At 45.4% G+C, this 16158-nt stretch carries 13 protein-coding genes; 7 read left to right on the plus strand and 6 right to left on the minus strand.

Annotation, left to right across the window (positions count from 1 at the left end):
* Positions 1–61: 61 nt before the first annotated feature.
* Complete coding sequence (locus KNQ14_RS00815; RefSeq protein ID WP_214859244.1) at positions 62–709, plus strand: hypothetical protein; 648 nt, start codon at positions 62–64, stop codon at positions 707–709.
* A gap of 54 nt (positions 710–763) precedes the next feature.
* Here the strand turns inward: KNQ14_RS00815 and KNQ14_RS00820 are convergent, their stop codons facing one another.
* The 3 genes from KNQ14_RS00820 to KNQ14_RS00830 form a co-directional block, all read right to left on the minus strand.
* The gene (locus KNQ14_RS00820; protein ID WP_214859246.1) at positions 764–1684 is read right to left on the minus strand and encodes a hypothetical protein; all 921 of its coding nucleotides are present in this window, start codon (positions 1682–1684) and stop codon (positions 764–766) included.
* A gap of 153 nt (positions 1685–1837) precedes the next feature.
* Positions 1838–5764, minus strand: coding sequence for an immunoglobulin-like domain-containing protein (locus tag KNQ14_RS00825; protein WP_214859248.1), 3927 nt, complete (start codon positions 5762–5764; stop codon positions 1838–1840).
* 161 nt (positions 5765–5925) lie between these two features.
* A complete protein-coding gene (locus tag KNQ14_RS00830) occupies positions 5926–8580 on the minus strand; it encodes an immunoglobulin-like domain-containing protein (protein WP_214859250.1) in 2655 nt (884 codons plus the stop codon).
* A gap of 505 nt (positions 8581–9085) precedes the next feature.
* Here KNQ14_RS00830 and KNQ14_RS00835 point away from each other — a divergent pair.
* Together KNQ14_RS00835 and KNQ14_RS00840 are read left to right on the plus strand one after the other, a co-directional pair.
* Positions 9086–9769: a hypothetical protein gene (locus KNQ14_RS00835; RefSeq protein ID WP_251138250.1), complete on the plus strand. Its 684-nt coding sequence runs from the start codon at positions 9086–9088 to the stop codon at positions 9767–9769.
* Between the two features lie 107 nt (positions 9770–9876).
* Positions 9877–10695: a tyrosine-type recombinase/integrase gene (locus KNQ14_RS00840; protein WP_214747059.1), complete on the plus strand. Its 819-nt coding sequence runs from the start codon at positions 9877–9879 to the stop codon at positions 10693–10695.
* Here the strand turns inward: KNQ14_RS00840 and KNQ14_RS00845 are convergent.
* Positions 10676–11509 carry a tyrosine-type recombinase/integrase gene (locus KNQ14_RS00845; RefSeq protein WP_214747055.1) on the minus strand — a complete coding sequence of 278 codons (834 nt, stop codon included), beginning with the start codon at positions 11507–11509 and terminating at the stop codon, positions 10676–10678. The genes KNQ14_RS00840 and KNQ14_RS00845 overlap by 20 nt on opposite strands.
* Positions 11506–11940 carry a sigma factor gene (locus KNQ14_RS00850; protein ID WP_023469451.1) on the minus strand — a complete coding sequence of 145 codons (435 nt, stop codon included), beginning with the start codon at positions 11938–11940 and terminating at the stop codon, positions 11506–11508. The genes KNQ14_RS00845 and KNQ14_RS00850 overlap by 4 nt, the downstream gene beginning before the upstream one ends.
* Positions 11941–12267: 327 nt before the next feature.
* Between KNQ14_RS00850 and KNQ14_RS00855 the strand changes: the two genes are divergently transcribed.
* From KNQ14_RS00855 to KNQ14_RS00870, 4 genes are all read left to right on the plus strand, one after another.
* Positions 12268–13983 (plus strand): hypothetical protein, encoded by a 1716-nt coding sequence (locus tag KNQ14_RS00855; protein ID WP_214859252.1) that lies wholly within the window; start codon positions 12268–12270, stop codon positions 13981–13983.
* A 75-nt stretch (positions 13984–14058) separates the two neighbouring features.
* On the plus strand, positions 14059–14619 hold the full coding sequence (locus tag KNQ14_RS00860; RefSeq protein WP_214747049.1) for a hypothetical protein: 561 nt from the start codon (positions 14059–14061) through the stop codon (positions 14617–14619).
* A gap of 243 nt (positions 14620–14862) precedes the next feature.
* The gene (locus tag KNQ14_RS00865; protein ID WP_214859254.1) at positions 14863–15048 is read left to right on the plus strand and encodes a hypothetical protein; all 186 of its coding nucleotides are present in this window, start codon (positions 14863–14865) and stop codon (positions 15046–15048) included.
* 15 nt (positions 15049–15063) lie between these two features.
* Positions 15064–15375 carry a hypothetical protein gene (locus tag KNQ14_RS00870; RefSeq protein ID WP_214859256.1) on the plus strand — a complete coding sequence of 104 codons (312 nt, stop codon included), beginning with the start codon at positions 15064–15066 and terminating at the stop codon, positions 15373–15375.
* Positions 15376–15483: 108 nt separating this feature from the next.
* Here the strand turns inward: KNQ14_RS00870 and KNQ14_RS00875 are convergent, their stop codons facing one another.
* The gene (locus KNQ14_RS00875; protein ID WP_035395986.1) at positions 15484–16158 is read right to left on the minus strand and encodes a DUF3298 and DUF4163 domain-containing protein; all 675 of its coding nucleotides are present in this window, start codon (positions 16156–16158) and stop codon (positions 15484–15486) included.

Here is a 16158-nt window from a genome sequence, read left to right on the forward strand (position 1 = left end):
TAGTAATATAATGTATCTTAATTTAAGAAAAGAAACATATTTTATAAGTGAGGGAAGTTAATTGAAAAAATTCATAAAATGGTTGTTGATGGCAGCTGGGTTATTATTCTTCCTCGTCATTGCAGTCGCATTATTGACGACAGATGACGAAACAACAGAAAAAACATCAGCGCAATCTGAAACAAAAGAAAAAGAACCAGTAGAAGAAACGGATGAAGAAACAATTGATTTGACAGAGAAATATGCAGCTTTTGCTAAGAGCTTCGTACCGAAGTGGACCGATGAGACACTTGAACTATCCGATACGTCCTATGCATACATCCATGAACATTACACTTTGTTTCCTGCTTTTGAAAAAACAGACATTGCTAAAGTGAAGAAGATGGAAGATACTTCGGTCAGTGTTAAAATGTTGAATAAAAATGTGACACCGTACTATAAAAGGATCGTATCGTTTGAGGGGAGTGTTGTCTCAATCGAAGAGATGCCGCTTGAAGAGAGTGAAGACACGGTATCGTTGTTGCATGTCATTGACGATGCGGGAGATTCCTACCAAGTGCTTCTGTTTAAAGGATCTGGGGATATTTTAGAAGAGGATGAGGTCCGGTTCTGGGGAGCGCCACTCGGTCCATCTTCATTTGAGAATGTGTCAGGTGGAACAACGAATGTACAAGTCTTCATGGGTTCACATATAGAAAAATTATATTAAGTCATAAAAAGGAAGTGCGACGTAACGATGTCGCACTTCCTTTTTATAGTTTGATTACTTGTATTTTTTACGAAGTGCTTTACTGAAACCGTCCGCATCACGATTTCCGACGACGTAGAAGTTGACGCTCGCATCTTTCTTGTATAATTTTTTGTTAATCGACATTTTATACGAACCATTACTGCGTGGCTTCGCCTTACCGAGTAGTTTCCATGATTTGCTCGACTTATGATAGACGTAAGCTTCGACGCGAACATCCTTGTTCGAAACAGATCCGGTCACTGTCCGAGTCGTACGTGTCAGTGTTTTCGTATCGACGGTTGCTGCTTTTGGAATGAATGTCCGCACCGTGAGGTCGATTGGATCGAGGTCGTACGAGATTGGATCTCGTGGTTCTTCCGTCGTATCGCCATCATCCTCTCCCGGCTCGTCCCCTTCATCGCCATCGTCATATCCATCATCATCACCATCACCCGGTTCATCACCGTCGTCTCCTCCATCGTCATCGCCATGAGAAGTGGCACGCGTTACGTAATAATCGTCCCAGTCATCTTCCATTCCATCATCATCGCCCGTGTAATCATCGACGCTCACGACTTCGAGGAAGTAGTTCGGTGTGACGTCGGAAGAGCTGTCTTCGTCCTCCTCATCATAGTCATACTCATCGGAATCAGATTGATGGTAGTCGTAGAAATCCTCGCCGATCAATCCTTCTTCGGGTAACTCGATCGAATAGTTTCCATTTGTATCCGCTTTTGCATGAGCGACTTCTTGTAAGTCTTCTTCCTCTGTGTCGTCCGACTGTAAGACGACGATGGATCCGGCAGGTGCCTTTCCTTTCAAAACTTCCGTCCGTGTGTGGATGTTTTTCGTTTCTACCGTGAATTCGTCTGTCGCTGCTTCAACAGGCGAAAGATAGACTGCGCTACTGAGACCAAGCGTCACGAGTGCTGTCCATGTCATACTTTTTTTCATCGTTAAACGCCTCCTTTTTCTGTAGTATAGCAAGGAAATTACTGGATATATTTTCAGTTTTAAATGATAAAGAAATGAGATTTTAAAAAACATCAATTTAGCGAAAATCAAAAATCCCTCTGTACTGAAACACATACAGAGGGAAAAGGAATCTTATTTTTTTGCTGGAACCTTGATGAGGAATGGTACCGGTTTAGGCACGTCTTCGAACTTTGCGAACAAGACGACGAGGTGTTCGTACTTGTCTGGTGTTACGACAGCCTGATTTCCTTGAATCGTCACGATGTCTGGATGAGAGGATGTCCAGCCGTCAATGGATTTTGCTCCAATGCCAAGAACACCACCGTAACTTTTTGGCAGAGATGCTGATTTTCCTAATGTGAGTGAATCGACGATCGGATCGACGATGCTTCCTAAAAGATTGAGTAAGCCACTTAATAAGGAGGTGCGAACGTCTTGTGTAGACAACGATAAGCTGCTAGATGTATTTCCGGTTGCAGCTGAAAGTGTGAATGGGGCTATCTTTGAAGTCACTAGCACTTTACCTAAAGTTGTCATCAAACTTTCGTTACTAGACGACCAATTAAGAGGTGAACCGTTCAACGATTTAGGTAACTTTAAATCGAGATACACGTTCAGCGTCGGACTAGCAGTAGCGATGCGGGTGAGATCTTCTTTAAGGATCAGACTGAGATTTCCGGCAATCGTTCCATTGAATGTCTTACTTTTTAGAACGCCGTTTTTTGTGATCCATGCCGTCAACGTAAACGCCTGTGAAGAAACTGCTGGGATGATAGTACCTGTATTTGTGATGGCATTGGTATTACTAGAGGTCCATGTGATCGGTAACTTATTGACTTCAGTCGGCAAGTTGAGTGGTAATTTCAAATCTGTTAGTGAAGAGAGGGAGAGATCTTTCACTGCCTGATTTAGTTCCGCTTCTAGAGTCCATGGAACTTCAATTTCAGGAAATGATTTTTCAGCAGTCACACCATCTTTCTCTACTTGAACCGTGACGACAATGTTTTTGGTCGTATCGCCTCGAACGATGACTCCGCTACTCGATAATACACCTGGATCATCAGACGAGAGGGATAATTTTACTCCTGTAGGAGGTTGAATCACTAGATTTTCTGTTAATTTAGTCGGAATGGTGAGGTTCTTAAGATATGACTCTAATAGATCCCTGACAGATAAACCTGCCTGTGGAACCACTAAATTAGAGAAGGTTTTCTGTAATGTAGAACTTCCTTTTTTAGCAGTTATTTTAAGTGAGACGAGCTCATCTTTAATACCTGGAATGACGATTCCATCGTTTGAAAGTACATTCGTTTTGTCGGAAGATAACGTAACTTCAATTCCAGTAGGTGGCTGGATATTAAGATTATCATTGAGTAAAGAAGGAATTGATAGTTGGTCGAGGTATTTTTGTAGTACTTCGGTATCCGTCAATCCACGTTTCGGTACTGAAATTTTTTCAAATTGTTTAGAGAGCGATAGCCCATTTTTTGAAGCAATGACCGTAATATCAGTCGTTCGATCTACGATATCGCGTGTCAGGATTCCGGTACTAGATAACAACGAAGTAACGGAAGACTCGACACTAACGGTTATTCCTGCAGGTGGATTCAATGAAAGATCAGTTTCAAGTGATTTCGGTATCGAAACACCATTCAAATAATTCGTCAGTTCTTCTGTGACTGTCAGAGGACGTGCGGGTACTGAGAGGTTTGAAAACATCCTCGTCTTTGAAACACCATTCAGCATAGCTGTCACACTGACCGTAACAGTTTGAGCAGTGTCTGCTGGTTTAATAACGCCTGAGGTTGCCACGATATCCGGCTCAGAAGAGGTCAGGTAGACGGTCATTCCTTCCGGTGCGAGAGGCAACTGAATGTTTTGATTCAGCGGACTAGTAATCTCGACTTGATCCAAATAAGTATCGATCAAGGCATCCGGTAACACTTCTTGTTTTGGGATCGTGATCAGTGGAAACTCCTTCTTACGAATGATTCCGTCTTTTGACGCCGTCACCGTCACGGAGACAATCTGATCAGTCAGACCACGTGTCACGCTTCCAGTATTTGAAAGGATAGCTGTATTTGTTGAGAAGAGAGAGGTCTCGATTCCCGGTGTCATTGGGGTCGGCAAGTAATAATCAGTCGTCAAAGGTGACGGGATTTCGACCGTTCTCAAGTAATCATCAAGCAGATCGGACGTCGCGTTTTCTTTCTTCGGAATGGTCAAGTTCGAGAAAGTGCGTAATTTAGTAACGCCGTCTTTTGTCGCAATGACTGTTAATGAGACGATCTTATCCGTTTGACCACGGATGATTTGTCCTGTATTTGACAGGATGGATGTATTGGTTGAAGAAAGTGTCGTTTGAATTCCTTCAACTGTCGGAAGACTTACGTCACGCGTCAACGTACTCGGGATATCGAGTTTGTTCAAGTAATCTGCTAACAGTTCGTCAATCGCCGTATCTCGTTTCGGGACTTGATAGTTCCAAAAACTACGTGTACGTGTCAAGCCGTTTTTCGTCGCCGAAACAAGAAATGAGACGGGTTGATCGGTCAGTCCACGTGTCACCTTCCCCGTCGACGAGAGGACATCTGGAAGAGAAGAGGTCAGAGAAAGTGTCGTTCCCGTAGCGGCAGGTAAGACTAAATCCCTTGTTAAAGGATTTGGGAATGTCAGACGACTCAAATAATCGTCTAAGAATAACTCCGTCGCATTGTCAACTTTTGGGACAATGATATTCGAGTAGAGACGTGATTTTTCGAGACTACCTTTTGAAGCCTTTACCGTGAGTGTGACGAGTTGATCTGTCAAATCACGGCGTACTTTACCGTCCGATGTGACGATTTTTTCGTTTGAAGACACTAATTGGAATGTTATACCTTCTGCTTGCGGCAACTGAACGTCCTTCGTCAATGGACTTGCCAGCTTGAATTTGTCGAGAGTGAAGTCAATCAGTTCCTCGTCCGTCAGCTCACGTTTCGGAATCGTGATGCCCGAGAAGGAACGTGTTTCTTCAAGGCCATTCAACTTCCCGACAATCGTGAAAGCGACGTCACGTTCTTGATCTGTACGAGTGACTTGTCCGGTAGGCGATAGATTGCCGTCTGTGGAGCGAATGCTAAATGTGGCTCCATCCATTTGTGGAAACTGAATATTTTGGAGGAGCAGATTTGGAATCGTGATTCCTGCAAGCAATGCCTTCAAGATTTTTCTTGAGTCGTCCGGTGCTGGAGGCGTGACGACGTTACGAATCGTCACAGTGGAAGGCACTGCATTCTGCGATCCGCTTAAAATCGAAACGTCATAGCGTCCGATCGGCAATACATTCGTTTCGATTCGGAAGTATCCTTGGCGATCACGTTTCAGTGGATACATGGATACACTGTCTTTATCGTCGATCAGGTACAGGTGATGTGTCATACCTTTTGCCGGATAGAGGATCCGACCGGTGACGAGCAGTCGGCGACCACTTTCAAACGGCGTATACTTCACGTTTTCATGTTTGACATCTGAGACGCGCAATGTATTTTTTCCGGTAATCAAGACGTTGCGTCCGACGGCTGTGTACTTCACGCTTTTCTTCCCGAAGGACGCTGTCGTCGTACGTGTCCATTTGAGTGGATACGAATAGCGCTGTCCACCAGCGAAAATCGTCGATAGCCGTTCTGGAAGTTTGGCTGATTGATTTTTCCCGACCGTCTTTACAACGGGGGGAAGAATTGATTTCGGATAGTTTTTAATCGTGACGTACCAGTAGGCACTCTTAGACGTTCCCGAAACATTTCCTTTTATTTTTTGTTTTCGATCAATGATTTTTTTATCGAAGCGCACATTACTCCACTTTACGGATCGTTTTACTTTTTTTCCGTTTGCAAGTTTGACACGGACGGTCTTCGGTGGAGAAAGAGGTTTGACCGCAAACACGTCACCGCCATAGTGAACAGTTGATGCAGGACGGTATACTTTTTTGACGCTGCTTGATTTAGCGGCAACAACGGATTGAAATGAGGCGGGGAAGGAAAGCAACAGACAGAGAAGAACGATGAGACTCTTTCGCATGACCAAACCTCCCTAGAAAATGTAGTGTCCAGGCAAATGATTGGCTCTCAGGTGTTAAAATTCCCTTGTTGTATGTAGACAAGAAAAGTAGAAAAATATGCGATGAACCTAATGAGAAGCTAGGTTCACCGCATATTTAGTTTAAACAGAAACGCACATCATTAACGTTTTGATACTTTGATGATGATTGGAACTGGATTACTAAATCCTTCGAAGTTTGCATAGAGGACAACTACGTGATCATAGTCATCTCGTTTAAGCGTCAAGTTATTTCCTTGAATCGTTACGAGATCCGGATGAGAGCTACTCCATCCAGTGATTTTACGTTCTCCGATACCTAATAAGCCAATACCGCCATATTTCTCTGGTAGTGTGACGGTATCTTGATTCCCAGTGAGACCATTGAGGACCGGTTTCAGAACGTCTCCAAGTAAGTCAAGTAACCCACCGAGTAGACCGCCATTAGGGCGTTGAATAGCAAGATTCAACGTTTCTGACGTCCCTCCAGATGTTGCTGTCAGCGTGAATGGCGTTGAACTAGAGTCGTTCAAGATGGCACCTGTGCTACTTAATAATGATGGTGCGCTCGACGTCCAAGTAACCGCTGAGCCATTCAATGAAGTCGGAAGGTTGAGGTTGTAACCGACGTTCAGCGTACCGACGCTCGACTTGATTTTAGCGATATCATTTTTAAACGATAATCCCAGATTAGCTGCGACTGTTCCTGCGAACGTTTTCGTTTTTGTGATACCACCTTTTGTGACGCTTGCTTTGAGCGTGAAGTTTTGTAAGTTCAATGCACCTTTCACGACACCGTCGTTCGAGATGACGTCCGGATTGTTTGAAGTCCATTGAACTGCAATTCCTTTCGAACTGCTTGGTAAATTGACGTTACCCGTTAAATTCAATAGATTCAGATTGATTGCATTCAGCGCAGCATCTAGCTCTGCTGAAAGACTGAGTGGCACAAGAATATTCGTAAACGTCCGTGATTTCGTGATGCCGTCTTTAGAGACGGTAACCGTCACAGAAATCGTTTTATCGACATCTGGTGGAGTCAGAATACCTGAGTTCGATAAAATATTTGGGTCTGACGCACTGATTGATAAGTTTACACCAGCTGGTGGTGTGAGCGACAAGTTCGTTGTCAACGGACTGCTAATTGTCAAACCAGACAGGTAAAGATCAAGTAATTCATCTGTCGTTGCATCTTGTTTTGGAACCGTTAAGTTCCAGAAATCACGTGATTTCGTGATACCGTCTTTTGTGACCGAGACGACGATCGAGACGGTTTGATCCGTCATACCGCGTGTGACGACACCTGTGTCTGAGATGACGCTAGGTCTAGTTGATGTGATGGAAACCGTAGCACCCGGAAGTGCTGGAAGAACGATATTTTTCGTCACCGGACTCTTGATATCGAGTTTATCGAGATAATCTTGCAACAGGCTATCTGTCGCATTGTCGACTTTCGGGACGAGGATGTTCGGGAAGCTCTTCGTTTTCGTCAAGCTGCCTTTCGTCGCGCGTAACGTCAAGTCTACTTGTTTATCTTCCATTCCGCGTTTGACGATTCCGTTGCTTGAGACGACGGCTTCATTCGACGAAATCAGCGAGAACGAGATTCCTTCAGTCGTTGGTAATGTGATATTCGTTTTGAGTGGATTGGCGATTGTGAAGTTCTGAAGCGTGAAGTCGATCAACTCTTCGTCCGATAGATCTTTTCGTGGAACGAGGATGTTCGAGAACGATTTGCTTTCCGTAACACCGCCGAATGTCGCCTTGATTGCAAAATTGACGGTTTGATCGGTCGCGCCACGCGTGACTTTTCCGCTGCTAGAGACGGCTGAGTTGTCTGAATCGACCGCGAACGAGACACCATCGACTTCTGGGAACTCGATGTCACTTAATAGGGGATTCGAGACGTTGATGACGAGAAGTAATTTTTGGAGCAGTTCCCGTTTTTGTTCATCCGTTGGTTCCATGATCGGTTTTTTGATCGTAATCGTGACGGATTTCGTCTTTTTTGAACCCGACAGGATGTAGACCGTGTAGTCTCCTGGTGCGAGCTCCTGACTTGTCACGTAGTAGTGACCTTTTTTGTCGAGCTTGAGATACATCTTCGTGCTCTCACCCGTCTTTTTATCCGTAATGACGAGGTAGCTCTTCATACCTTTTGCTTCATAGAGGATCTTGCCGGTTGCCCGGATCTTTTTCCCGTACGAGACGAGATAGTACTTCTGCATCGACTGGACGACATCGGATACTTTCAGCTTGGCAGCCCCGTAAATTTCGAGGTTGCGTCCGACTGTCGAATACGTCAGATTTTTCGTACCGAATGAAGCTGTTGAGACTTTACTCCATTTGAGCGGATATGAGTAGCGTTGTCCACCCTCGAAAATCGTTGAAAGACGTGTCGGCAAGTTCGCTGGTTGATTCTTTCCGACGGTCATGATATTCGGAGCAAGTACCTTCGCTGGATAGTTTTTGACTTTGACATACCAGTACGCATTTTTTGATGTACCGTAGACATCCCCCTTGATCTTTTGTTTCTTTCCGATGTACTTCTTATCAAAACTGACCTTACTCCATTTGACGGATCGATACGCATACTTCCCGTTCGAGAGCTTGACCTTGACGGATTTTGGATACGTCAATTTCTTCTTGGCATACTTCACGCCACCGTAGTGAACAAGATACTTCGGTGAGTAGACGGTCTTGACGCTACTCGAAGAAGCGGCAGAAGCACCCAATGGGGTCAACCCATAGGACAGAATGAGAAGAAGACTCAGAACAATTGCCAACCCTTTTTTCATCAATACAACCTCCTCTAAATCAATAGACTAAAGTGTGCATGGATGAACGTGCATCTCAGGTGTATAAAATAAAATTACCCTTTTATTATGAAAAATATGTAATATTTTTAACATAATTATATTAAATGGTATTTATTAGGCATATAATATAGGTCAATTGACCTGAATCATTGGTATAGGAGGATTTTAGAGATGTAATAAATATTCATATTTTTAAGGTCTATATACTCATAAAGTTTCAACAAATAGTAATTTCGGTCTAAATTTCAAATATATGACATACTTGTTTCTTTTATTTTCAAAAAGTACTAAATTCGGTCATCCAGTGTATGAATTGAGTGTTATTTCGAAATAAAGGTCATGAAAAAACGATAAAAATTGAATAAAAATGTAAAAACAAAAACTAAAAAGGAAAAATAGATAGAAAAAACCATTAAATCCATTATAATGAGATGAGGTATGAATGATGCATTCATGAAATGAACAGAAGAAAGAGGATGATTGAATGAAACGCATGACAACAACGGTACTTGCAGCAATGATCGCAGGCGCAACAGTATGTGCTGGAAGTGCATCGGCTGCTACGAAAGAGGAAACGAAGTATACGACGCAGTACACGAACTTAAAGACCGGTATGACGATGACGGAAGTAGCAAAAGTCTTATACGGTAAAGATTATAAAAAACAACTGGTGAAGAAGAGTGGCAGTACGGTTTTGAAGAAACAAGCCGAGTCGACGGAAATCTCGTACGGTCAAAAAACGAAGTTCTACTACTTCACGAATGGCAAGAACGGAGATAGCGATACGTCACTCATCTTTATGACGAAAAAGAATAGTTCTGTCTATCGATTGATCGGAAAATCGTTTGATATTTATCGTGAAAATACGAAGTCTGCCGCACGTGAAAGCACACGTAAGCTCGCAAAGGGCGCAAAGGTTAAAAAAGGAATGACAGCGAAGCAACTCGATGCGATTCTTTCTGGAACAGGACTTGGGGAGTGGACAGGAATCGAGGCGACGGATTGGTCGTCGATTCAATCGAAAGCGGACCTCGCTACGATCGGTGCAGAGAAGTCATCGTATAAGACGTATGTTTTCCCGACTTCGACAGGTGGACGGAAGATGGTCCTCATGAGTTACGACTACAAGAAAAAAACCTTCAAAGTCGCAGATCATACGTCACTATGAATACATACAGGAGTCCATCTTTTGCTAGATGGACTCCTGTTGTCTAAGCGGAGCAGGAATTGACGAGATCGAGCAGATGAAATCATTTAGCTGAAGGAGGAATTCCCATGCAACACGACGAGTACTTGCACGAATATCTCATCTCACATCCGACGTTCGCAAAACCGACAATCAAAGCCTACCGTAGTGACGTCCGGCATATGGAACGTGCCGGTGTCTCGTGGTCGATCGCGTCGCTCCAGCATTACTTCGATCAGATGCGTCTGAATTATCAGCCGTCGACGATTCTGCGGCGGTTCCATGCCTTGCGTTCACTCGGGAATGTACTAGTCCGAGCCGGAAGGTTGCAAAAGAATCCACTGCATGACGTGTCACCGATCACGCATCAACGTTTTTCCGACGAGACTTACCATGACTTACAGGAAGGACTGTCGATCGTCCGGAGTATCACAGATCCGGTGTACCGTTTGTTTTTCGAGGTGATTTGCCAGACCGGTCTCCGCTTCACTGAAGCACGCCTGTTATCCGTTACGGATATCGATTTTAAGACGCATACGCTATTCGTCCGCTACGGCAAGGGACGCCGCCTACGGACGATTCCGATCGGGATGATGCTGTCGCATCGTCTCCTACATTTCATCGGTGAACGTAAAGAGGGCATTCTGTTTCAGTCCGTGACCGGACGCCATCTGCATGAACAGACGGCACGTGTGATTCTTCGGGACACCGCCCTGCGCTTGAGCGGCGCACCGCTCCGCCCGCATGCGCTCCGGATCGCATATGCGACCTATCTGCATCATGAAGGAGGCTGTACGATCGTTGAGATTCAGCGCTTACTCGGTCATGCGCATCCGACGACGACCGTCGGTTATATCCGGAGTCGTACGAACCGAATCCGGGAGATCCTCAATACGTTGTCGGCTTGAGTCGGTTGACCGAGGCGCGATCGATGTCGCTAGAAGGCAAGATATAGTGTTGGGTCGTCCGGACGTCCCGGTGACCGAGTAGACGCATGATCGTCAATACGTCCGTCTCATGTTCGTGGTAGAGCGTGGTCGCAAAGGTCACCCGAAGATCGTGCGGACGGAGAATCCGACCGAGCTGCGTTAGACTCGCTTCGCGTAACGTCGACCGAATCCGTTCTGCCGGGAAGCGACGACCCGTCTCCGTTGAAAACAATTCCTGCGAAGGGACACATGTTGTCTCAAGATAACGCAATAAGACGCGATGCAATTCGTCATGTAACGGCAGGTGACGCATACGTCCTCCTTTTCCGTGACGAACGAATAGTTGCTTGGTGTCCCAATCGACATCCGTCAGGCGTAAAGCATGTGCCTCGGCGAAACGAAGTCCCGTATGGAGCAGTAAAAAGCAGAACGCGTAGATGGTCTCGTCCGTAATCCGTTCGAGGACGGACCGGACCTCATCATACGAAAAGCGGGGGCGTCGACGGGCAATCGGGGGATGACGTTTCGTTTGTGCGAGGGGATTGTGTGCTAACGAACGTTCAGTGACGAGTTGGTCGAACAGTGTCGACAGGGCGTGGAGACGACGGGCGACAGTCGTCGAAGCATACGACGTTCGCAGTAAGGTACCGTACCGTTGCAACGAAGGAACATCGATTCGGGTCACGTTGCGACACAGATGACGGACGTCGCTGCGGTAAGCTTTTTTCGTCAATGGACTGTAGGGTCCTTGTTCGATCAACGTTAATAGTCGTTCTTCATAGAACACCATCATCCGAGCAAATACTCGACTTTCTTGCGGAGTTCGGATTTCAAGGATCGGAGCCGGGCGTGCGAGTACCCGAGCGTCTCTTCCGTCCCGTTCATCAACGACTCGAGAAACGTGAACTCCGTCGCTGATAAGTCTCGCTTGAGTTCATTCATCAGGTAGGTGAACGACAGGTGCGGGGTACGCGGGCGTTCCGGTAACGCGTCGGAGACGACTTCGGTCGCAAGCGTCCGGTTACGGGTCGCCAGGTAATCGAGCATCGCGCCTTTCGCGCGAATCCGAACGAAGGTGACGGTCAATGTCTTCCCGTCCTCGATCGATTTCCAGAGTCGGAGCAAGGCAGCTTGCCGGCATTCATCTTGTTCATTTGGGTGGATCGACAGGCGGGAGAGCAGGGAGTTGATGAGGGGGAGCCAGTTGCGAAGAAGTTCATTCATCGGAGGGAGTCCTTTGACGAGATATGCATATCTGCTATGTATTCCGCGGTAGTTTCAGTATAAGTAGAGTTATCCGATACAGCCGTCTGATTTCATGCGGTTTTTCTCGATTAAAGAAGAGGATTTTTTCTGTATTGAAGGGTGAACGCATCGTAAAAGATGAGAAAACCGTTGGCACGATTCAAAAAAGTGACGTTGAAAGCCGAGGATAACTCTACTTATCCTCGAACGTGTTCGAAAAAAGATTTATTTTTGGAAAAAGAAGGAAAAGATTGAGAATTTCATTATACTTATGAATAAGACGCTACTAAAAAGGAGAAGCTACATATGAAAAAATTGATCGTCGGTCTTGCTGCGACCGTATTGTATTCTGCAACGTCGATCCATTCGTCGGCAGAAGTCAAAATTCCGTTCGTCACGTCACTCACTCCGTCATCCGCTTTTCAAGTCGTACCGGATGAGTCGCGTGTCTGGCGCTGGGGGACTTATGAAGCACCACGACTCTTCGATTTCGAGCAAGCGCGTGATTTGCAGGTGCTATCGACTGAAGAAGGAGCACCGATACAAGACTTCACGGTATCGGACGATCAACAACGATTCGTCTTTGTGAAGGATCAAGTGCTTGAGGTACGCGATGCGACAGGAAACGTGCTACACGTCATCGATCAGATCAAGACACCTGCAGGAACACTCCAGTCGTTCACTCGTGCTCGCTTCTTCCCAGACTCACATCTCCTTGCTGTGAGCGCGAAACAAGAGCGGGTCGAGCAGACAGCCGTCTACGATTTAGATTCAGCAACCGTTCGTTTTGTCCAGGAGACGACAGGGGCAAAAGCGATTCGGACGTCGACTGCTTATTTAGCGATCATCCGTGAGACAAGCGTTGACGTCTACGAGAAAGACGGAACGCTCGCGAAACGTCTCACGCATCCATCCGGCTACGCCGCCTATGAGATGGGACGCGAGGGCACACTCGTACTCGCGAAGGCGAATGACCGCCGTCTGTATGTCTATGATGGAGCGCATCAATTCAAGGAAAGTACCTCCTCGCAGTTCATCACGGGGATGACCGGAACGTATAAAGATATCGCGGTCGATGAGAGTGGGAAGTTCATCGGTGCCTTGTATACGGGACGGGACGGTTACTTCGCCTTGTTCGAGAAAAACGGTCACCGGATCGAGACATCACTGGATCGGGATGATTCCGTCAGTTACTCGTCTGTGCTCGGCATCACGAAAGGAGCCCGCTACCTCATCGCGAATGCCGATGGTGGTGAGCGGACGAACATGTACGATGGTCGCCTGCTCGTCGAGCGACCGGTCGCGCTTTCGATCCCGTCTTCCTTCAAGGAAGTGAAGGTCGGATCACCTGAGCCGCTTCTTCTCAACGTCACGCAAGCAGACGGCAAGAAAAAACAAGTAGCGGCAAAAGTGAAGTGGGTCTCGGATCAGCCGACGATCGCGAGCGTCTCGTCCGGAAAACTATACGGGAAAAAAGCGGGAGCCTACACGTTACGAGCATCCTACGGAGGCTACACTGCGACACTCAAAGGAAAAGTCATCCCGTTACCGAAGCTCTCGACTGTCTCCGACAGCAGTTGGTTGAAACGTCAAAAGCAGGCGATGCAAGAGAAGCAAGGATTTGAAGGATCGCCGCGCGTCGGAGCTAGTTATGTCTCGTGGACAGGTACGTCCGGTAGCCTCGTTCAAACAGGAGAAAAGGTCCTCAACGGAAAGTGGAAAGGTCGTCACTTTGTAGCCCGTTATCCGCGCTTCGGCAGTCAAATCGACCGAATTGATCTCGTCACGCTCGCACCATCGCTTGAGAAACGGACGCTGACGAAAGCAGAAGTCAGCGCTGTATTCGGGAAACCAACGTTCAAGGAAACGTATGCGACGTCCTACTCGCAACGCGTCGTCGAAGGCAAAACGACACGCGCGACATACGCGATCCGCAGCGTCTACGAATATCGGATCGGACAAGTGACGTGCCAGTTCGCCTTTGACGCGAAAGGGATGGCGCGGTTGATTCATGTGAATTAAACAGATGGATGGATTTGGAAAAATGAAGGGGGTGTGTTAGGGTAACGGTAATCCACGACAAAGGAGGAACATCGAATGAAATGGATGAAAGGATGTATGGCACTACTACTAGTGCTTGTATTACTTGTTCCAATGACGGTTGATGCGAAAACGATGTCGAATGCCGCGTACTTGAAAAAACAATTCGCAGCAGCAGAAAAAGGAACCTTGCTTGATGCAAAGGCGAAGCTGTATGATCGTTTCACGATTAAAGGAAAGGACGCCAGCTATGGGGTCGATCAGACCGATTGTTGTGTCTTCGGGAAGTTGAAAGGAACGTATCTGTATTCCGATTTTCGGTTTAGTGCGAAGTACCCGGAGCATGTCGGAGTCTTGATGACGTTACCGCAGCTCAACGACCGTAAAATTAAGCTGAGTGAGGTCAAACAGGCGCTCGGGAAACCGAGTCAACACGAAACGCTACAAAAGGATGAAGTCCCAGCAAAGATGAGCTTCCAAATTAAAAAAGAAGAATATCTCCGATTCGAACAAAAGGGTACGTACTATTACAACGTAAGTAAAAAAGCCTTACTGTGGTTTGACTACGATACCAAAGGCTATGTCCGCGCATTTGGTGTTTCAGCGACGGATCGATGAAGGAGAGTACGCAATATAGAACACGTCATCAGTCTACTGGATACCATCTATCGATGGTGTCTGGTAGCTTTTTTTGTAGTGAACGAGGTGAAAATAGGCTTATTTCTTGAAGGAATAGTTTCTTAAATAATTAATATGGTTAGCTTTATAAAGTGGTGAAAGAATGGTATATTTTTGAATAATCTCTCAGTTATATCAACAAGGATGGTGCAAATTTTGAAAAAGAATATGATGAGGTATACGGTGATTGCAATCATCGTACTGTTTGTTGCTGCCATAGCCATTCGTTACATGTATCCGTATAGCGCTCTCAGCATCAACAAAAAAGTTGAAGTGGATTCGGATCAAACAACGAGTCGTTATCACAACAACCTTCAAAAGTTGTCTTCACACGTTCCGACTCTGTCGGAAGATGAAGAATACAATTAAAAAATAAAGGCGCAGGTGAAGAACGTCCTCGCTTCTTCTGCATTAAATGAGAAAGATGTACGTAAAGCGGATGTACTACAATTATTGAATGACATGAACGGTTTAGTGAAAAGCATAGGACATCATGTCAGATATCAACCGGAATACTTTAATGAAAAGCAGCGATCGTATCTGATTGCATTCAAAGATCATCTTCAAGCGAACTCCTATAATACGAATCAAATCATTGAAGACTCCTTTTCAAGCAACGATGAGATCGTCACTTCGATTCATGAGTTGTACAAAGGGATGAATCAAGACATCGAAGCCTTGTTACAGCTGAGTTGAATCGTTTTTACGTCAAAGCAAAGCATCTGTGTCCATTTTAATCATGAGATTAAATAACTCAAAAACACCTCCACTTTTTAACCAAGTAGAGGTGGAGGAAACTCAATTTTATTGATATACGGATTTAGGGACATAAATTTCTGGTTGTCCCATGACATAAGGGGCAATCGCATATTCTTGGAAAATCACCTTCATACCGTTTTTAGTAAAGTAGAACTCAGATGTGTTCGATACATCAATATCACTCAAATGATCCACGAAATAATTCTCATTGTTTTTGAGACGATCATAAATGTATCGTTCTACCTTTTTCATTTGTGTGGAAGTTTTTAGTACGGATGTGATCCGTATTTCTTTTCCGGTTTTCAAAGAGTAATTGACACCGAATTTGTAGGTAGATCCATGTGCGCCACCAAGGTAAGTGTGATTTTGCACGGTGAAGCTTAGATAAGAAGCATTATCTCCGACCCGTTTATACGAGCTATCGAAAGTGAAGTTACAAGTGGCGGGTAACTCCTTGCAATAATCCTTCTTTTTTTCTTGTTTTTCAAAGGCTTCTGTATCGAGATATGTTTGATAGAGAAATTTTGAATACCCCGTCAAATCGGCGTTGATCGTCTTTCTTACTGACGTAGTCAATCCTTTAGACACATAAGGGTACTTCAGATTTTTTTTATCGTGGGCATACTTTGTAACGACGGTTGCTTTCGAAGCAGCATCGACAGAAATCGAGGTAGGCAACAAAAGGGATGTCGCAAGAAGTGGAAGAAGCAACTTATTCAT

Source organism: Exiguobacterium sp. s161 (genome assembly GCF_018619045.1).
GTDB classification, from domain to species: Bacteria; Bacillota; Bacilli; order Exiguobacteriales; family Exiguobacteriaceae; genus Exiguobacterium_A; species Exiguobacterium_A indicum.